Annotated in this window: 25 protein-coding genes and 1 pseudogene; 4 read left to right on the top strand and 22 right to left on the bottom strand. The window is 61.2% G+C overall.

Annotated features, from left to right (window positions below):
• Window positions 1–118 precede the first annotated feature (118 nt).
• Window positions 119–442 carry a hypothetical protein gene (locus ACQUQ1_RS16550; RefSeq protein ID WP_092893735.1) on the bottom strand — a complete coding sequence of 108 codons (324 nt, stop codon included), beginning with the start codon at window positions 440–442 and terminating at the stop codon, window positions 119–121.
• Window positions 443–580: 138 nt separating this feature from the next.
• Between ACQUQ1_RS16550 and ACQUQ1_RS16545 the strand changes: the two genes are divergently transcribed.
• Both ACQUQ1_RS16545 and ACQUQ1_RS16540 read left to right on the top strand, forming a co-directional pair.
• A complete protein-coding gene (locus tag ACQUQ1_RS16545) occupies window positions 581–1,507 on the top strand; it encodes a MarR family transcriptional regulator (protein WP_435065406.1) in 927 nt (308 codons plus the stop codon).
• Window positions 1,504–2,307, top strand: coding sequence for a DUF6036 family nucleotidyltransferase (locus tag ACQUQ1_RS16540; RefSeq protein ID WP_435065405.1), 804 nt, complete (start codon window positions 1,504–1,506; stop codon window positions 2,305–2,307). Before ACQUQ1_RS16545 ends, ACQUQ1_RS16540 begins: the two co-directional genes overlap by 4 nt.
• Window positions 2,308–2,318: 11 nt before the next feature.
• Here ACQUQ1_RS16540 and ACQUQ1_RS16535 read toward each other — a convergent pair whose 3' ends face one another.
• The 15 genes and pseudogenes from ACQUQ1_RS16535 to ACQUQ1_RS16465 all read right to left on the bottom strand — a co-directional run bounded on the left by ACQUQ1_RS16535 (window position 2,319) and on the right by ACQUQ1_RS16465 (window position 12,130).
• Window positions 2,319–3,134 carry a hypothetical protein gene (locus ACQUQ1_RS16535; RefSeq protein WP_435065404.1) on the bottom strand — a complete coding sequence of 272 codons (816 nt, stop codon included), beginning with the start codon at window positions 3,132–3,134 and terminating at the stop codon, window positions 2,319–2,321.
• 90 nt (window positions 3,135–3,224) lie between these two features.
• Window positions 3,225–3,365, bottom strand: a pseudogene (locus ACQUQ1_RS16530) (DUF955 domain-containing protein); the annotation flags it as partial.
• A gap of 43 nt (window positions 3,366–3,408) precedes the next feature.
• Window positions 3,409–3,858, bottom strand: a complete 450-nt coding sequence (locus ACQUQ1_RS16525; protein WP_435065403.1) for a hypothetical protein — start codon at window positions 3,856–3,858, stop codon at window positions 3,409–3,411.
• A 5-nt stretch (window positions 3,859–3,863) separates the two neighbouring features.
• Window positions 3,864–4,868 carry a hypothetical protein gene (locus ACQUQ1_RS16520; protein ID WP_246989578.1) on the bottom strand — a complete coding sequence of 335 codons (1,005 nt, stop codon included), beginning with the start codon at window positions 4,866–4,868 and terminating at the stop codon, window positions 3,864–3,866.
• A gap of 109 nt (window positions 4,869–4,977) precedes the next feature.
• Window positions 4,978–5,352 (bottom strand): hypothetical protein, encoded by a 375-nt coding sequence (locus tag ACQUQ1_RS16515; RefSeq protein WP_435065402.1) that lies wholly within the window; start codon window positions 5,350–5,352, stop codon window positions 4,978–4,980.
• A 121-nt stretch (window positions 5,353–5,473) separates the two neighbouring features.
• A complete protein-coding gene (locus ACQUQ1_RS16510) occupies window positions 5,474–6,400 on the bottom strand; it encodes an ArdC-like ssDNA-binding domain-containing protein (RefSeq protein WP_435065401.1) in 927 nt (308 codons plus the stop codon).
• A gap of 86 nt (window positions 6,401–6,486) precedes the next feature.
• Window positions 6,487–6,834, bottom strand: coding sequence for a hypothetical protein (locus tag ACQUQ1_RS16505; RefSeq protein WP_435065400.1), 348 nt, complete (start codon window positions 6,832–6,834; stop codon window positions 6,487–6,489).
• A gap of 71 nt (window positions 6,835–6,905) precedes the next feature.
• Window positions 6,906–7,907: a DUF6610 family protein gene (locus ACQUQ1_RS16500; RefSeq protein ID WP_435065399.1), complete on the bottom strand. Its 1,002-nt coding sequence runs from the start codon at window positions 7,905–7,907 to the stop codon at window positions 6,906–6,908.
• Window positions 7,908–8,030: 123 nt separating this feature from the next.
• Window positions 8,031–8,252 carry a hypothetical protein gene (locus ACQUQ1_RS16495; RefSeq protein WP_435065422.1) on the bottom strand — a complete coding sequence of 74 codons (222 nt, stop codon included), beginning with the start codon at window positions 8,250–8,252 and terminating at the stop codon, window positions 8,031–8,033.
• Between the two features lie 139 nt (window positions 8,253–8,391).
• Complete coding sequence (locus ACQUQ1_RS16490) at window positions 8,392–8,703, bottom strand: hypothetical protein (RefSeq protein ID WP_435065398.1); 312 nt, start codon at window positions 8,701–8,703, stop codon at window positions 8,392–8,394.
• Window positions 8,704–8,800: 97 nt separating this feature from the next.
• On the bottom strand, window positions 8,801–9,961 hold the full coding sequence (locus ACQUQ1_RS16485) for a hypothetical protein (protein WP_435065397.1): 1,161 nt from the start codon (window positions 9,959–9,961) through the stop codon (window positions 8,801–8,803).
• 171 nt (window positions 9,962–10,132) lie between these two features.
• Window positions 10,133–10,675, bottom strand: coding sequence for a hypothetical protein (locus ACQUQ1_RS16480; protein ID WP_435065396.1), 543 nt, complete (start codon window positions 10,673–10,675; stop codon window positions 10,133–10,135).
• Complete coding sequence (locus ACQUQ1_RS16475; protein ID WP_435065395.1) at window positions 10,672–11,217, bottom strand: hypothetical protein; 546 nt, start codon at window positions 11,215–11,217, stop codon at window positions 10,672–10,674. Before ACQUQ1_RS16475 ends, ACQUQ1_RS16480 begins: the two co-directional genes overlap by 4 nt.
• Before the next feature lie 116 nt (window positions 11,218–11,333).
• Window positions 11,334–11,465 carry a hypothetical protein gene (locus ACQUQ1_RS16470; protein WP_435065394.1) on the bottom strand — a complete coding sequence of 44 codons (132 nt, stop codon included), beginning with the start codon at window positions 11,463–11,465 and terminating at the stop codon, window positions 11,334–11,336.
• Window positions 11,465–12,130 carry a DUF6166 domain-containing protein gene (locus ACQUQ1_RS16465; protein ID WP_435065393.1) on the bottom strand — a complete coding sequence of 222 codons (666 nt, stop codon included), beginning with the start codon at window positions 12,128–12,130 and terminating at the stop codon, window positions 11,465–11,467. The genes ACQUQ1_RS16470 and ACQUQ1_RS16465 overlap by 1 nt, the downstream gene beginning before the upstream one ends.
• A 135-nt stretch (window positions 12,131–12,265) precedes the next feature.
• On the opposite strand from ACQUQ1_RS16465, the gene ACQUQ1_RS16460 reads away from it, so the two are divergent.
• Window positions 12,266–13,630: a restriction endonuclease gene (locus ACQUQ1_RS16460; RefSeq protein WP_435065392.1), complete on the top strand. Its 1,365-nt coding sequence runs from the start codon at window positions 12,266–12,268 to the stop codon at window positions 13,628–13,630.
• A 13-nt stretch (window positions 13,631–13,643) separates the two neighbouring features.
• Here ACQUQ1_RS16460 and ACQUQ1_RS16455 read toward each other — a convergent pair whose 3' ends face one another.
• On the bottom strand, window positions 13,644–14,216 hold the full coding sequence (locus tag ACQUQ1_RS16455; RefSeq protein WP_435065391.1) for a hypothetical protein: 573 nt from the start codon (window positions 14,214–14,216) through the stop codon (window positions 13,644–13,646).
• A gap of 207 nt (window positions 14,217–14,423) precedes the next feature.
• Between ACQUQ1_RS16455 and ACQUQ1_RS16450 the strand changes: the two genes are divergently transcribed.
• A complete protein-coding gene (locus ACQUQ1_RS16450) occupies window positions 14,424–15,287 on the top strand; it encodes a hypothetical protein (protein ID WP_336136711.1) in 864 nt (287 codons plus the stop codon).
• A gap of 22 nt (window positions 15,288–15,309) precedes the next feature.
• Here ACQUQ1_RS16450 and ACQUQ1_RS16445 read toward each other — a convergent pair whose 3' ends face one another.
• From ACQUQ1_RS16445 to ACQUQ1_RS16425, 5 genes are all read right to left on the bottom strand, one after another.
• Entirely contained in the window at window positions 15,310–15,705 is a 396-nt protein-coding gene (locus ACQUQ1_RS16445; protein WP_435065390.1) for a DUF7567 family protein, read from the bottom strand.
• Window positions 15,706–15,778: 73 nt separating this feature from the next.
• A complete protein-coding gene (locus ACQUQ1_RS16440; protein ID WP_179908205.1) occupies window positions 15,779–16,144 on the bottom strand; it encodes a DUF7568 family protein in 366 nt (121 codons plus the stop codon).
• A gap of 3 nt (window positions 16,145–16,147) precedes the next feature.
• Complete coding sequence (locus ACQUQ1_RS16435; RefSeq protein ID WP_435065421.1) at window positions 16,148–16,639, bottom strand: hypothetical protein; 492 nt, start codon at window positions 16,637–16,639, stop codon at window positions 16,148–16,150.
• A gap of 104 nt (window positions 16,640–16,743) precedes the next feature.
• Complete coding sequence (locus tag ACQUQ1_RS16430) at window positions 16,744–17,160, bottom strand: hypothetical protein (protein ID WP_435065389.1); 417 nt, start codon at window positions 17,158–17,160, stop codon at window positions 16,744–16,746.
• 74 nt (window positions 17,161–17,234) lie between these two features.
• Complete coding sequence (locus tag ACQUQ1_RS16425; RefSeq protein ID WP_435065388.1) at window positions 17,235–17,897, bottom strand: DUF6735 family protein; 663 nt, start codon at window positions 17,895–17,897, stop codon at window positions 17,235–17,237.
• Window positions 17,898–17,909 lie beyond the last annotated feature (12 nt).

Genomic DNA, 17,909 nt, shown 5'->3' with positions numbered 1-17,909 from the left:
CGTCGTGGAGAAACGACGGAAACGCGGGGGGTGTGGTCCCTTCGAAATCAGCGTCACCCCCTCCACCAACATCCAGTTACGACGGAAACGTGGGGTGGGTGTCCTCCATCATCGAGTTTTACTCGTCCGGGTTGACCGGACCCTTGTACTGAGAACGAATCTTCTCTCCCTCCCGCCACTGCCAGTAGTAGTAGCGGTTGTCGTTGATCTCCTTGATCGTGATCGTCGCTTTGGCAGGGACGTCGTCCGGGAGATCGTCCGGTCGCTCTTCGACCTCTTCTTGATCTGCCGACTCCTCGAGACGGGCCTCTCGTTCCTTGTGCTCGGCGAGCGCTTCAGCGTACGTCGCAACGTCTCGGAGCTGCTCCGGGTCCGACTCGTTGAGCGTGTTGACGATCTCCGTCGGAAGGTTCGCCGGTGGGGTCGGGGGTTCGTAGGACATCGGCTCTTCTCGTGTTAACCAACACGCCCCACGAATCCATAGTTTTGTTGGTTAAGCCGATGGAGACAGTTCTCGCGACCGCTGGCAGTAACACTACTCGAAACTTCTTTATATATAAGTTTCGTACTATGTTACACCGTGCTCCGGCGCATCGAACTCGAGGTCCTCGCCACGGTCGACCGCGGCGACACGATCTCCGAACTCGCGACGAAGCTCGACCACAGCGAGAGTTACCTCTCTCGTGCCGTCGCCGACCTCGTCGAGAAAGGGCTCGTCTACACGGAACGCGATGGCCGGCGAAAACGAGTCGTCCCGTCGGATGCTCGCGCCGTCGAACTCTACCAGGACCTCGTCCGCCAGCACTCCCACATCGACTTCCCCGAACTGCTGACGGGCAAGGCACTCGAGGTCCTGTACTACCTCGATCAGCCGCGAACCGTCTCTGAGATCGCCGACCGGAGCGATAACTACCGCAACACGGTCAACCGCGTCCTCAAGCGGTTTCGCGACCGTGGGCTCGTCGGGACGGCCGACGGCCGCTACGAGTTCAACGCCGACTTCGACCGCCTCCACAAGTTTGCCCGTGAACTCGCACACCATCTGCATCGCCACCGCCTCGAAGCCGTCGCCCCGAAGGGCACGATTCTCTGGGAGGACTACGACGAATTCCTCGCCCAGACCGAGACGGAGATCGATGCGGAGGCGTTCCACGAAACCGGCCTCGCTCGATTCGCGGGCTTCGACCTCCAGTTCCTGCTCACCGGCCATCGCTACTACTTCTACTCCGAGGATCTCGACGCAGTCTCGCCGGCGGAACTTTGCTGTCACACACTACTGATCGACGACGGCAGCCGCCACCGCTCGTACTGTCTCCTCCTGCTCAGCCACGTCGACGTCGACGAGGCGGACCTCCGAGAGCAGGCGGCGAAGTATGGTCTCGAAGACGAAATCGACGCCCTGCTCCGCTACCTCGAGACGCACGGCGAGGTCGACGACGACCGGCTCCCGGAGTGGGACGAGTTTCGGAAACTGGCGGCTGACTACGAGGTGCCACTACCACAATGAGACCAACATTCGGACGCGAGTACATCGAGAACGAATTCCAGCGAATCGGGAACGGGCTATCTGAACCGCTCACGGTCTACCTGATCGGTGGTGGCGCGATGTCGCTGCGCGACCTCAAGGGGGCGACGAAAGATATCGACCTGGTCGTCCCAGATGGCGACGCGTACGGTCAGCTGTGGGCGGTCCTGATGGACCTCGGGTATGCGGAGGTCCAGTCGCTGGATCCAGATTACCGGGCGCTTGGCGCGACGAGCTGCGTCGAGAACGACGACGGGTGTCGCCTCGACATCTTCAACCAGCAGGTCGCGAACAAGCTCGTGCTCACCGACGGGATGCAACAGCGCAGCGAGCAGTTCCTCGACACGGATCGACTGACGATCCGGCTGGTCAGCAACGAGGATATTTTCCTGTTCAAGGCAATCGCAGGCCGCGATGACGACATCGAGGACATGAATATGCTCGTGCAGGCCGGCCTCGATTACGACGTCGTCCGGGATGAACTCGAAGCCCAGATCGAACGCCTGGGTGACGATCAGTTCGCCACGTTCGCGAACGAGGCCCTGGTCGAACTCGAGGAGCGGTACGGAGTGACCACGCCGATCGAGGGCCACGTCCAAGAGCTCACGAATAGGTACTACCGGGGGCTCGAAGTCCTCCAGGCACTCGATGAACCGATGACCGTCGACGAACTGGCCGCGGAACTGGAGCTGGATGACGAGGAGGTTCACGACCGGATCGCGTATCTCTCAACGTTCGACCGGGTCCGTCGGGATGGCGACACAGTCCGTCCCGTGGAGTAGTCTGGCCACGACTACGGGGAGGGAAGGCGGCCGTCTGGTCGGGGAACGCGACCCCGTTTGATCTCGTGATCGACGCGGCGCAGGTGCTTGCAGCCGCCTTCGGGTGAACGTTGCTGCCAGTCGGGACAGGTACACGATTCGTCGATGACGTCGACTTCGTACCTGTTGCCGGACGCGGACTGCACCTCGTAGCGGCCACCCTTCGAGAGGAGTGAGACATCCATCGCTTCGGCGACGGCACGCTTCGTGCGGGGCTCAAGATCGTCCTCCGACTGTGCGTTCTCGTCGACGACCAGTCGGTCGCGAACGTCCCCCGTTCGGCCACCGTCGGGAGCGACGGCTTCCGCAGGCCCCCTGAGCCGCTCGTGGAGCACTTCCTCCACCGGATGGCCTTCCGGCCACAGGTAGTGGACCTCGCGGCGCTCGCGATGGTCGTAGGAGCCGCACGCGGCTGCGCACCCAGTCCAGACGCGCCAGGCACCCAGCGCAGACATCACGTCGACGATGTCACGGGGAACTGTCTGGTGGTCGTCCGGGAAGAACACCCGGAAGCGGGTACACGCCTCCTGCGGCGGGACGGTCTCCCACCAGTCTTCGCTGGAGCTCCAGCTGTCGTACATCGCCTCGTCGCTCCCGTAGCCGACGGTCACGCCGTTGATCGGCGTCCAGTCTGCTGGGAGGTGGTCCGCCTCGCCTTCAAGCACCCGAAGAACGGCGTATCGGAGGTACTCGTGGGCTTGGTTGTCTGTCGTTCGGGCGACCTGGTCGTGCTGCTCGGCAACGTGCTCGGCTTCCTCGAGGACCGTCGTGAGATTGGGTTCAGTCATCATTCGACGGAGGTCTGAATGCGCCTCCGCCCCTCGGCGGGCGCTGAAAAACTTAACCAACAGAACGGAAGGAATCCATCACACTGTTGGTTAACTATGTTGGGACGAGGATTCGCCTTCGAGCATGTCGATGAGCTCTTCTGCTGTGGAACTAATCCGTCCGAGCCGCTCGCGAACGACCTCGGGATCGTCCGACTCCCACGCAGCGAGGTAGAAAACCGACTTACTGGTGCTGAAAAAGTATCTTTGCTAATAATGCCGAAAAATGGTTAATTCACCGGCATACAGGGCAAGAGATGTTCCCTGAACCCTCCTCGACAGCGAAGGAGAATCCGCAGTCACTACACGTCACTTGGTCTGTTTCGATAGCCAGGTGTGGCGAGGGGGTGTTCCGGTGACCGAAATCGATATCGTCTGTATTCGTTTCGACTTCGATGAAATCGCTTGATCCCGTACCGCTGAATGCGTCTTCAAACATATCTGCGAACTGGTCCTCCAGCATCTGCCTCGCCTCATTTTCTGCAACAGCATTCCCGTACTCTGCCTGTTCCTCTGTGAGAAACTCGTCGAACTCCGCGATCCAGTCACAGTATGGACACCGGAGATTCAGATAGTGTTCTTGTTCGTAGGTCTCTCCATGGATCGTGAACTGACCGTCACAGCTCGGGCATTGACGGGGAAGCATCCCGGCCTCGTCGGTGGGCAAATCGATGTTGACTACCATATCCGTCATACGACCACCGTCCCGTTCTGCCAAGCGGCCGTAAACTGGGACTCAATGGATTCCCGATTGATTGGTCGGAGCTCAGAGGCGGTGTGCTGCGTATCACCTGCGTCGTGGAACGAGTGACCCCATGCCCAACCATCCTCCCGGTCACGTATGATGTAGCGGTCATGGAAATCCCAGTCGCTGTCCGAGAGATACCGGACCTCGATATCTGAGTGCTGCTGCGCAAACTGGGATACGCGCTGCTGGTAGCCCCCTCCAGTCACGCGATCCGTCGTCATCACTTTGATTTCGACGCCGTTCGGCACGTGCTGGAGCAGGTCATAGAGGCCTTCGCGGGCGTACCGATCGATGATAATCACCTCATCTCGCGCAAGTTCCACGAAATCCCGGAACAGGTGCTCAGCTTGTTGCGACTCGTTAGGGCCAATCGAGGCCTGCCGAAGTGATCGGTGCGTCCCTGTCCGCGGAATTTCGACACCATCGTTCCGATATGCTTCGAACCGATCTGCACCACGGTCTGTGATCCTGGCGCCGTGGTAGAAGAGTCCGCCACCCCCTCCGTGCGTCTCGATGAGTCGCTTCTCCTTCAGGTACCAGATGTTCTGGTCGACGAGCGTTTCATCCCCAATTTCGTCAATTAGTTCGTCTCGCTCGGCGAATACTACCCCGGTGTTCTCTCGATCAAGCTGGTACAATTCCTCTAGGATGTCGTACCGGGTGTTGCCGTCGATGATGGTTTCGCACCCGTCTTCGTGCAGTTTCTCGATCCCTGCCGCAGTAATCTGGATTGTGCTGATTCGCTGCCCTAGTGCCCCCTGTACTTCGACGTATTCTCCATCGATTCGCTCCGCTACATAAGCCACGTCGTCCTGCTCGTACTCCTCCAATGCCTCGTACAATCCATCCCCTGTCAGGCCACGGTACTGCACGTCTTTGAACTGATCATAGAGCGCTTTCAGAATCTCCCGCGCTATTTTCTCATCTTGTTGCCCTAGTGATGACATCGTTTCGTCTAAAATACTTAGACCACATATCATTTAAAATCGTGCTGCAGCGACCGGCGGCAACGCAGCTGTTACGGGAAGAACTAGTACAGAAGCAAACGCCGCCTCTCTACCTCTTCAACAATTCATCGAGGCCAGCTTTTTCGATCAATAGGAGTGCCATTCCGCCAAGGAATATGATCCCGACCAGGGTACCCAAAAACCCGAATACGGGATGGATTACTGTCGAGATAATGCCGGGAGCCATCCAAATCAGGATGATACCGGACAGAACGAACCCCGTCGTGTAGCGGATGTTCCAATATTTCGCGGACGTATAGATCCCTAGGAAGATACCTGTAAGCATGAGCAGGTACCCTAGTCCTGCTACGACCGGCCCAACGAACTCCTTGATGAACACGACGATCAAGAAGACGCCGACCGGCGGGACGAACACCTCCTGTAGACCGCGTCCGACTCCATCAGCTCCCGTTGGCGCCGGCATACAATCTCGTCTAAAGTGCCGAGTGACAAAAACAGCCACCCGATACGCTGGCAACACAAAGCGATTCTGAGTATTGTAACAAACGAACAGCGGAGTACCGAATCGAGTGCTGGTTAATCCTTCAATTTTCGAGTGTCTCAATGATTTTCTCTGCTGTGGTACTAATCCGGCCGAGCCGCTCGCGAACGACCTCGGAATCGTCCGACTCCCACGCAGCGAGGTAGAACGCCGATCCGCTCGTGTCGAGCCCGCAGTACCGCCCAACGACGTACGCGACGGCTTCGGCCTCGACTTCGCGTTTTGCCCGCTCGGTGTCGTCGTCGACGTCGAAGTGGAGCAGAGCGTGGGCGTACTCGTGAATCAGCGTCCGCGCGAGGTCGGCCTCGTTCTCCCGATCACGCACCTCGACGAGCGGCTGGACGTCGACGAAGCTCAGCTGCTCGCAGATGCCTTTCGCCTCGCCGTGGGTCCAGTCTTCGTCGGGAACGATCCGCACCGTCACGCCGAGGTCGTCAGCGGCGGCAGTCAACTGCTCGACGAGGTCGCCGACGTCCCCGGTTGCTTCTGTGTCTAGGTCGGGAAGCGGCTCGCCCTCGGTCTGGGAGATGTCGAACACCGGCGCGGGCTTGAACCCGACCAGGCCCTCGGACCACTCCTCGGGTGGCGTCTCGTCGTACTCACAATCGCTGTCCTCGTGGTAGCTCGGCGAATTCTCGCACTCCGGGCACTGTTTCGCGATGATTGGCGCCCAGATCCAGATGGCCGACTCACCCTCTTTGACGTGACGGTCGAACTCCTCCTGCCACGTCCGGTAGCCCGCCACCCGGCTCGCCTCGGGACACTGCCGCTTGATGAGGAGCGTGTTCCGGTAGGAGTAGTCGTGGAAGCGACTCTGGACGTCGAGCCACTCCTGGAACTCGTCGCTGGCCTGTGCGTCGTCGACGCCGGCGACGAGGTCGTCGATCCACTGTTCGATGGTACTGTTCATCTCGTCGGATCGCGTGTCGGTCTGGTCGAAGGAGACCGACGAGTCACTGGTCGTAGCCATTGTGTGCACGGAATCGAGTTCACGGCGACAGCGTCTGTTCAGACCGCGCCGCACCCCTCAGGGGCGTTCAAAAACCGCTCTGTCGGTCAGCGGAGCTCGTGGCGTTCGTTCGCAAAGCCAACCGAGACGAGGTACTCGAGGAACTCGTCGAACCGCTCGACGTCACTGGGCGTGTCGGTCGCAAGATGACGCGCCCACTCGATGGCCCACTGGAAGGCGGGATCCGTGCCGCCCTTGCCGTGAATGTACCACCACCGGGCCGCTTTCAGCACGACGAGCGGATTCGTCGGCGGCTGCTCGCCGGCGAGCCCACGGGTGATAGATTCGATTTCGTCGGGGACGTCGGCGGGATCGACCTCCGCTGATTGCGTGTTGTCGATATCGACCGGAATCTCGTCGATCGAGACGTTGTCAGGACGCTGTTGTTGACTCACTGGAAGTCACCTCTGAGAGCTTTCGAAGAAGCCCTCGCCCTCTCTGGGGGCACGAAAAACAGGTCGCGAAGTCACGCCGGCGGGAGGTAGACGCTCTGCTCGCCGGCGATCTCCTCCAGGTTATTTCGATGACGGTGGCTGAAGTAGCACTCGTAGCTGCAGTATCCACAGATTGCGCCGGTATCGTATTCGGCCACGTACGGGCCGCGGCGAGTTCGCCAGACGTTCGTCCCGCACTCGGTACAGGCGGCGTCCTCGAGATCGGCAGGGCTCGGTCCCTCGTACACGACGTTGAGCCCCTCGTTTTGCGGTGTCGTTTCGGGCCAGATTCCGTGGGTCCTCCAAAACTCACGGACGCGAGCGAGGCTGTGACGCACCGTCTTTCGCACGGTGACGTGGTCGGCGTCGCGACCGCTGTCGTCCCAGCCGTCGGCCGTCCAGAACTCACCGAACTGCGCGCCGCGATGCAGCCCGTTCCAGTCGACACCGACGATGTCGGCTGGTGGCTCGTCAGTGAGTGTCGGTCGGGTCAGCTGTCGAATGGCGTCGAGCTGCTTGGGCGGACTCCCGCCGAGAATGTGGACGCGCCGCCCTCTCCAATCGCCTGGGTCGGAGAACTCGTGGGCCAGACGGTCGGCGTATCCCCGTGAATATCCGAGGACGAGGGTCTCGGGAATCGCGTCGATCACCGCCCGCGACTTCGGAACGACGATGAGCTCGGCCTCTGGATAGCTCGCTTGGATCTCACGAGCAGCAGCGACGTGGGCGTCGACGTCGTCGATTTCGTCGACATCCCCGATGACCCCAACCTCTGGTTCGTACTCGAAGAAGCGGTCGACGAACCGCTCCAGATCGGGATTTCGGAAATCGTTGTCGAGCATCCCGACGGGGAGGCTGAGATTCTGATACTGCGTCTCTTGGTACCCACAGTCCTCGCGAAAGCCAGGAAGGAAGCCGAGGTCGACAGCGTCGACGACAAACGGCGCTCGATGCAGAAACGCCACGTAGTCTGCTTGTCTGGCGGCGGCGATTTCGCGGGCGGTGCTGGCGCTGGAGCTCAGCTCGAGGGACATGATTTGGCTCGCGAGGCCGCTGCTGGCTGCCCCGCACCCTTTCAGGGGCCCGAAAAACCGGGGCGCAGCGTATTAACCAACAATAGGGGAACTCACGTGGAGTGTGTTGGTTAAGAACAGAGCTTACTCTTCGTTCTCACGCAGCTCTTCAGCCTTCCACTTGAGCCGGCGCAGAATCTGCGTTCGGTTCTGGTGGGCGTTCTCGTAGGCAACGCACTCCTGGAGGGTTTCCATATCCGGAATCGTCGCGATCCCTGCCTTAATCAGGCGCGTGTTCGGTGCCTCAAGCCGCTTTTCAGGCGGAAATTCGCCTGACGCCTCTGAGTCGTCTGTAGAAGTACCCATAACGGATGCCTCCACCTATTGAGGGCACGAGCAACAGCAGAGAATTGAAGCAGTAGATCTTGGGAAGGTGCACCCACTGCGAATGAGACCATCAAAATAGAGGCCTTCACGACAGGATTCGAGCTGTCTCGAAGCCCAATCAGGCTTCCGAGGATTCGAGCAAAACGAGGTTCTGAACAGGGTATGGGTTATTCTCGCCGGCGAACTCGTCCTCAGGGACGTAATGCCAGAGGTGGCCGTCTACTTGGTAGAGAAACGACTCGCCGCCTTCTGCTTCAACTCGTACCCGCTTCCCGACATTATCGTCTTCTTTCCAGCCGATCACGGTCAACGGCTCGACGGGCCATTCAAAGAATTTGACCGAGTCACCAGGCTCCAACTCTTCAAAAGTCTCTATATCCCCCTGCTGTGGCTCTCGCGCGTCGAGAGTCGGATTATGCTCAATAGACATGGTCTCTGGGTACGCCCCTACTCACTTAATACTGTCAGCAGTGGATTCCAGCCGCTAGAACGGAAGCACGCCTGGCGAATCTTCTCTCCGACTGCTCTTAGCCCATCGCCTCTTGGAACCGCTCACGCAGCGCGTCCTCTCGCTCTTCGAACTGCTCGACTTTCTCCTGCAGGTCGTCGCTGACGCGCTCGATGCTCGCCAGCGCTCGTTCGCCGGCCAGCGAGGCCTGTGACCCGTCGTCACCGTCCGCCTCTAGCTGCTGCTCGTACGCCTGCTCGACGCGCTCGATCGTGCCTTCCGGGTTGAACAGGATGTCGTTGGCGATGCGGACGTACTGATCGAGGGATGTCCCCTCTTTCCCTTGGAAGAAGTGGGTGAGGGCGTACGTCGCGCCGGAATGCAGCGTCCACATATCGATCTCGAAGGGGGACGCCGCATTGGCTTCTGCATCGCCGGCGGCACGCTCGGCCAGGTAGTCCGGGAAGCCCAGCAGGGTGTAGAACTCCGTGACGGTGAACGGGAGTTCGGAGAAGTCGAGTTCGATGTCCTGGGCGTCCCGGATGAACTCGAAGAGGTCATCGGCGACGAGTTCGACCTGTGCGAGGATCTCCTCCCACCAGGTCCGGAAGTTCCGCACGTCGCCGACGTGCTTGATGACCTCCTTGTCGGTGAGTGAGCGCATCGTGTTCGAACAGTAGCCGTCCTGAGCGAAGCCCTCGACGTAGACCGCGTGCTCACCGAAGAAGTCGTAGCCCGACGTGACGCCCATCGTGATTGGGTCCGACCGGCCCGGCAGGCGCACCTCGAGGCCGTCGAACATGATGTCCATATGGACTTCGCCGCCGCCCCGGTAGCGCCGAATCTCTCCGAACATCACCTCGCCCAGCGGGGCCCCGTCGATGGTCTCCTCGCGGAGGACCTCCTCCAGCGGCTCGTAGACGTCGACCGGGTTGATGATCGAGTAGCTGTCAGTGGGAACGTGGAACAACGGGTCCGTGTCCGCGTCCTCATCTCGGGCCTGCTCCTGAGCCCGACTCGGCTCGACGAGCGCGTTGAACCGCTCCGTCTCGACCCACTCGTCGGTGTAGGGATTCTGGTACGCCACGGTCGTCTCGACGGCCTGCGGAAGATCGCGGACCGCCTCGGCGAAGGTCACAGGGTCTGCATCCCCGTGTCGCTCTCGGTACCACTCGGGTAGTTCGGTGTCGGTACGCCCATCGACGCCAGCGAAGATGGTTCTGGACTCTGGATCTTTCATCTCAGTCACCTCACTTCAAGAATCCTCGTCGACGTGCGACTGCATCGTCTCGCGCCCTGCGCCCCTCTCCCGGGCGCAAAAACAACACCACGTTAACCAACACCCGTCTCTGAACGTCGAGGAATGTTGGTTAATCTAGGTCCAGTCCACGGCTCGGATCAGATGTCGGAACTACTCAGATTCGTCTCTCCGTACCCGGACCTGCTCAGGATTTGGAACCCAGGGGTGTGCTTCCCAGCAATGCCGAGCGTGGCTTTGCGGTGAGTCGAACTCTCTACTACAGGATCCACACTCGTAGGTGGCATCGGGCCAGGGCTCGCTGACGAACATCGCTGTCACCGTCGTCGCCACCGGCTCGGGGGCCTCGCTCCGCGTAACGTACCTGTAGCCGAGAACCGTCCGTTGGCCCATCGCTGTTCGGGCGATCTCGGTTGGCTTGTCCTCGGGGAGATACACCCAGCGAACGAAGTCGTCGACCGATTTCTTGGCTGAGGGCTGGAGGATGAACCATCGCTCGTGGTCATCTCGGAACAGGTAGCGTTCGGTCCCCCTGTTTTGGAGGTATATTGGGTCACCCCTGCCCGGTACGAGCCGCAGTCCGAGAGACGGCGATACCGGTTTCAAAAGCTGGTCAACGACCGATGGGTCGTCATCTGTCTGGCTGTCCGAATCAGCCTCCGCTACGAATTCATCGAGACTGGCATTCGTGGTCACGGGGACCACCTCCCGAGTGAGGCCTGTTCCCGGTCGGACTCAGCTGGAACTTCGCACAGAAACCGCCACTTTGGCTGCTCTCGGATCTGCTTATCGGGGCGATTTCCTGCTTGGCCGGGATCCGTTTTACCGGCACAGTGCCAGCCCTTGTCTCTGAGCGCTTTGATCATCGAGCCGTCGAAGTCGGCTCGCACGAACGTCAGCAGGAGCCGAACGCCTCGTCGCCGACCGTGCCGACGCACGAACTGTTCCATCGACCGGGCGAGGGCGGCAGAGGCGAGATTGGGGAAATCGACGCCGATGCAAATCCGTGCAGCCTCGACGATTTCGTCGCCCTCGAATCGCGTCCCGTCGTACTCCAGCGAGCGAATCAGCGGATAGCGCCACGTAATCGCACCTAGTAGCTGGTCCTGGTAACAGAGTCCGTGATGGACGAGATTCGTCCGGGGGACATCGTCCATATAGGAGTGATGTGCTTCGTAGATCGCGCCGGCGACATGGCGCGGGATCGATTCGATATGGACGCGCTCTGCGAACCGCAAACCGAGCGGCGCCGTGACCGGCTGGCCTTCCCGATGGATGGGACACGAACACCCATCGGGGGTAGGCGTATACTGGAATCCGGTACTCCGTATTTGGTCTAGAGAGTGAGTTTCGGTCACGAGTCGGTGTCGTCGGTGCGCTCCTGTCGGTCGTTGTATCGCTCCAGTTCGCGCCCGATTTTCTCGAGCGCCTCGACACCTCGTTCGAGGAGCTGGTGGGTGACTCGCGCCAGCCGAAGCGTCTCCATCAGTGCTCCCCTTCCGGGGGTTCGATGAGGTCGTTGCATTCTTCGGCGAGTTCCCGGATCACTCGTTCCACGTCACCATCCTCGGCAACAGTTCGATGTACGAGCGGGGCTGGATACGCACGGTCGCCTTGGCTGCAGAGAACCACCAGCCACTCGTCGCTTCCATCCCCGAGTAAGATGTAGTGGTCGCGATCAGCGCGCTGGAAGACCCGTCGGTCCGGGCGGGAGACGGTTCGCCAGTTCTCGGGGAGGGCCGGCGACAGCCGTCCGCCGTCGGGGAGCGCGACGTCGTCCTTAAGGGTCGGCATCGCGGTGTCGATCTCCTCGCCGGGGAGGTGCCAGCACGCCGCGGCACCGTCGCACTCCAGCTGCGAAACCACCTGATTCCGGAACGCGATGTAGTGCTCACGGGCGAACTGCTCATCGTCGTAGTAGTCGAGGAGGAGCGCGCACGCGAGCTGGGCGGGCCCGCTACCACTATACCCCCACTCGAACCCGCTCGGACTGTGGTTGACGAGGTCCAGACTGCGCTCGAGGGAGAGTCGCCGATGCTCCGAGAGGTTCAGGACGACGGCTTGGCCGTCGACGCGGAAGCCGACGTATTCGACTGCGTCTCGGTGAGCCTGACCTGGCGATGCGACTGGAACCGATTCCGAACTGGCCATAGGTACATTCCCGTTCATCGTTGCTCGCGGGCGGTTCGGTGACCCCCGCACCCCTCTCAGGGGTTCAACAAACAGGACGGCGCTGCGTTCGGCAACGTATTTGGCAGTTGCAACGTACTGTCCACATAATTGAGGATGGCTGTACTGGACGATCTCTCGGGGTTCGAGTTCGAGGACGTGATGGAGGACGTGTTCCGGAACCTCGGCTACGAGAACGTCCGCCAGGCCGACCGCACGGCTGACGAGGGTCGCGACGTCATTATGGAGGAGGTCGTCGACGGCACGCGGCGCGCGATCATCGTCGAGTGCAAGCACACGGGGACGGTCGGGCGGCCGGTCGTCCAGAAGCTCCACTCCGCCATCGCGACATTCGATTTCGACGGCCCCAAACGCGGAATGGTCGTCACGACCGGCCGGTTCACGAATCCCGCTCAGGAGTACGCCGACCGCCTCCAGCAGAACGACGACCCGCACCCAATCGAGTTGCTCGACGGCGAGGACCTCCGAGAGATCGCCGACGAGATCGGCCTCGACCTCTACAACGGTCGCATCGAGATTCTCTGCGACGAGACCCTGCGCCCGTACGATCCGGCCGCCGACGTCGACGCCGCCGTCGCGGAGGCGTTCCGCGACATCGAGAACATCGAAGCCGCCGACCTCTCAGAACCGCACTCATCGGTGACGTTCCGCCCGGTAGTAGCGGTCACCGCGGACACGAACGCCGTCTTCGAGACGTCGGTGGGCGTCATCCACCGGATCAACGACCGGACGCGATTCGTTGCCCACGCCGAACGCGGGCAGCCGCAGGTCGTCGATGAGGACGTCGGGACGCTGGTCACCGAGAACCTCCACGCGACGGTCGACCTCGACACCGCGCAGTTCGGAGAGGTGTTCGACGACGTCGAGGAGCGCCGGTTCGGGCAGACCCAGACGGAGTACAAGGACTGGGCCGTCGAGCGGCTCCAGGAGCACCACACAACGACGGTGACCTACACCGGCGACAACAACGTCACGTACAACAAGACTTGCGAGCCGAACCGCTCGGACATCTCCGTCCAGTCGATTGAGCCGGTGTACCTCCCCGAAGTTCGGCACACCACCGACATCCAGGAGTACACCTACCCCTACGAGTACTACGCGGCAGGCCCGTCAAGAGTGACAGCCGAGGACGGCATCCACCGCTGCGTTCATTGTGACACGAGCGGCGGCGACGAGACGTACACCTACTGTCCGAACTGCGGGGCCATCGCCTGCTCCAGCCACATCAAAACGGAGCGGCTGGAAGGCGAGCCGATCTGTACGGGCTGTGCCGTGACGGAACGGTTCGCGCTGAAGACGAAGTACTTCTACGACGAGGAGAACCTCGAAGCGTTCCGCGAGGAGTACGCCGCGATGCCGATCCATGAGAAGGTGATGGAAAACAAGTGGCTGGCCGGGGGAAGCGTTGTCGCGACGCTGCTGGTCGTCGTCGGACTACTCGTCATCGGCGGCATCATCTGAGCGGGCTAAGCGTTCACGCCGGCTCAGCGACCAGCTCTTCGAGCGCGTGCTCAAGCGCGCCGTGGAACTGCCAGCTGGCCCGCTCGAAGGCGTCCTCGGTCGGACCATCCCACCGGGGGAACGCGGAATGACCACTCACCTTGACCGTCCACTCGGACGGCTCCTCGAATGGGTTCCGGGTCGGGAGTTCAACGACGTAGAGGTACTCTTCGTCGCCGTGGATGCCGTCAGCCGGGTTCTCGACACCGTGTCCCAGCAGGAACATCGGCTGGTTGAGGTGCTCCATATTGTCCGGCTCGAGGAGATCCGAGGGTTGGTCAGCGTGGATGCTCCGATCACGCCCTTCGTCCACGTAGAGGGTCATCGTCGAGAGTGTGTCGAGGAACAGGAACTGGGCAGCGGCGTACGCAGGCCCGCGCTCTGTTCGTGTCTCGTCGAGCAGCTGCTTCAGCTGATTAAGGTCACGGAGGACGCTATCGGGATACCCGTCCGAGTGTCGGTAGATTTGTGCGATGCGGTCGGTATCGGACTGTTCGCCTGCGGTCTCGCTCCGTTGGATGAATCGGAGTTGACTTCGTGTCGACATCGATCACCGCCGACGCCTGTGCGCCGGCACCCATCGCCGGCGCAGAAACAACCTCTCCTGGATCGAGTGGAGTCGCTGGAATCTCGACGAAGGGTTGTCACTAGATAACTTAAACCCGGTTAAAAATGGATTCCGAAATTCGCAAGACTGCAGTCGGGTGGGGTCCTTGCTCGGAAACTGATGCTGTTCCAGCCCAAAGGTATGCGTATGTCATCGGAGTCTGAGAGGGGCTCACCACTCCCCGATCCAGATGAGATTGCCAGGCGGGCCGAACGGCAGCGTAGTCTGTACGAGGAGGCCGCCGAGAATCCAGACCGGGTGGTGCCAGCGATGTTCATCGAGGACTGCGCCCGGTGCGAAGCGCTCGCCGATAAGCGGCGTCGTGAGGGCTTCTATAAACACTTCTATCGGACACTCCCTGACCGAGAGACGGCGAAGCTGTCCAGCGACGATCTCCCCGAGGAGATTCAGTCTGCTGCGCCCGTCCATCGTGCAATCGATGATACGACTCTCGAGGACGAGAGCGCGGACGTGGCCTCCGTTTCGGAGCTGTGGGAGCAGATCGGTACTGGTGAGCACCCGGGCAAGCTGTGTCAAGCTCCACTGGTCCACTACATCGACCGTGAGGACTGCTATATCCACGCAGAACCAACGCGGGTCGGCTTCAGCTATGGCCTCCCCGTATTCGTGTATAAACGCCGGCAATCGGACAACCACTACGGAGTCTTCTTCTCCAGTGAGAAGGCGTATCTGTGGCTCTGTGGGTGGATTCTGCACGCCAACGGATTCTTCGACCCGAAAGAGTTCATCCCATCACTCTACTTCTTGAAGGCCTCGGACCCATCCACAGTTGCTCCTGAGCTGGTGTCCAAAACAGAAGATCTCGTGTTTCGTAACGGATTCCCCGGCGTAGACGCGCCCGAAATCACAGACCTGCCGGACGGGGTCAATCTGTACCAATTCCCGTACAGCAAGGACACGTATGCGGATCAGTTTGCTCGATGGCGCCGTCTCTACTTCGACGAGCGAACCCCTCGTGGATGCGGGTCCTGCGACGTGTGTCAGGCGTAAATTCACCGCCTTAACGCGTGCTCTACGCCAGATGCGACACCTCTGATGGTTCCTCGACGTCGTCGAACTCGCCGCGCTCGACAGGTTCCCAGTCCTCCCCCGGCTCTGGACTCCACCAGTCGACCTTGTAGGCGCCCGGTGCGCCGAGGATCTTCACGCGGGCCGACCCATCAGGCAGGTCGCGCCGCAGTTTCTCGTCGACGTGGAGGTTCCAGGTCGTGGTTGAATCGAAGCAGGCGAGCACGGCCTCCTCGTAGCCGCGCGTCTCTCGGGATTCCTGGAGTTCGACCTGGGTGTTGCAGTTCTTGCAGAACACCCCCTCGAACGGGATGTGGGTGAAGACCTCCTGCCCGCAGACGGGACACCAGAGGAACTCGAACAGTGCCTCGCTGTGTCGGTCAAGTACTTCGAGACTCATTGGTTGACTCACCCGGTCGTACCGGGCCACCACCTCGTGCCCGGCCGAAAAACAGCGCCCACCGCTCACTCACTCACCGTTCGGCGCCGTAGACGATGCGTGAGGGGGCTTCGTACCCACAGTCGGGGCAGTCGTACCATCGCTGGATTTTCGCCCCGTCTGCTGCCTTCTCGCCGACGCGAACGTCGTTGTTCGGACACTCCGGGCAGCTGAGGTCCGGGGCCGGCCGCTCCCGGAGTTCGTCACGGAACGACGTCGCGTCCTTCGTCTCGTACCCCCGCGACCAGACCGGGTAGCCGTCGACGAGGATTGCTCCGCGCCACTTGTACCGGTAGGAGTCCGGCGCTCGATGCAGGACGGCTCGCGCACCGGTCTCGGTGTTCCGATACACAAGCGTCGGGGAGCGGCTTTCGCGTCGCCAGTTGGTGATGCGAGGCATTATTCAGAAGTGGACATCAGCGGGTACGATCCAGAGCTCTTCACTCTCCTCGAGGAGTCGATCCAGCTGTCCACGGTGGCGAATGCCGGTTCCGTGTTCGGTGTACAGGAAGATCGTCGGGCCGTCGTACGCACCGACCTTGTGGAAGGCGTGCCGGGCGAGGTCCTCGTCGCGCATGATCTCCTCGTCGGAGAGCTCCTCGATGGCCTCTTTCACCCGGTCGAGATTACGCTCGAATTCCTCCTTCGTCGCCTCCCAGCCACGCTCGAGCAGGTCTTCGCCGTCATCGGAGTCGACGGGGGCTGCCGTCGGCAACTCCCCCCATCGTGCCTTCCCCGCAACGGACGTGTCCTCCTCGTCGAAGGTCACATAGTAATCGAAGACGGCGCCGGCGTGTGGGTCCGCGCCGACCAAGCGGTCGAACACTGACTTTCCGGTGGCCAGCGCGTCGTCGTGCGTCGATGCCTCTACCAGAGCGTAAATCACCATATGCATCTCGAACACCTCGAAACGCCGACGCACCGGGAATCGTTGCTCGCTCCAGCTGCGCCGGCACCCATCGCCGGCGCTCGAAAAACTCTCCTCGTGACGGCGGATTCTTAGGATTCGTCCGCTCGTTCGACAGTGATGGTCAGGTCGCCCGACGCGTAATCTGCCTCGAAGTCGACCGCGAACGCATCCGCCTCATAGGCGGCGTGGTAGGCGCGGTGGCGTTCGAGCGAGCCAGTCGCCTTGAAGTGGAAGAATGCGGCCGCCGTGTAGGGCTTGCTCTGTGCTTCGACCTGCGACTCGACGGATGCGGGGAGCGCGATCTGGGGCGTCTCCGTGTCGATACTCGCAGCGAACTCTTTCGCTTCCTCGACGGTTGCTTGCGAATGTGCCGGTGTCTCGCCGGTGAGCACGTTCACCGGGGTTTCCGTCTCGTCGGTGAACAGGACGCCTTCGAAGGTGTGTGTCCCGAGGATCGCCTCGGGATCCAACTCGCAGTCGTGAAACGGGTCGTCGTCTGAGGTCATCGAATCACGAGCCTACGGCGGGGCTCACCCATTCCGACCCCTGAAAAACAGCAGCTGCTACGAAGCAGATCGAACTAGGAGTGGTTCAAACTCGCCTTCTCGAAGGGAGATTCTCCGGTTGGAATGAGCAGCTCCTGTCGGTCCCCGACCCGCTCAGCGAGCTTCCGTTTCAGGTACTGTCTCGCCGTCGACGGCGTGAAGACGCCCTTGTCGAGCATGTCGCCGACGACGTCTTTGAGGGCTGCGAACTGGCCCTGCAGGTGGCCGTCGCCGACCGGCTCGCCGTCGTACCAGCGCACCGTCGCGAGCGCGCCGTTCCCGACCGTCTCTCCCTGTTCGACTGTCTCCGAGTCGTACTGGAGGCCGAACCACAGCGTCCGATAGGCGGTCACCTCGAACGTCGTCGACACCACGAAGAACGCCTCGTGGTGGAGGTAGTCGAGATGGTCAGCGACGATCTCGTCGAGGGTGAGCCCGGTGGCGCGGGGTTTCGGCTCGACGACCGTCGACGGTCGATCCTCGCCGGCGAGGTAGGCGTCGACCGCATCTGCCTCGAGGCCATCGGCAAGCTCTGCGAGGAGCTGTTTCGCCCACTTGGAGTCGGTGTCGTCGCCACCGAACGGCGATTCAGCCGAAATTCGGCGCTTGAGCTTGAGGTTCGCTGCGCCCCAATGGCTGTAGTGGAGCGTGTACTGTCCGTCTGTGCGTTCATACGCAACGAGTGCGCGGTGTCCCATCGAGCAATCACC

The sequence above is a fragment of the Halobaculum sp. EA56 genome (assembly GCF_051195075.1).
Taxonomy (GTDB): Archaea; Halobacteriota; Halobacteria; order Halobacteriales; family Haloferacaceae; genus Halobaculum.
The sequence above is the reverse complement of the archived record's forward strand: the minus strand, read 5'-3'. Positions and strand labels throughout refer to the sequence as shown.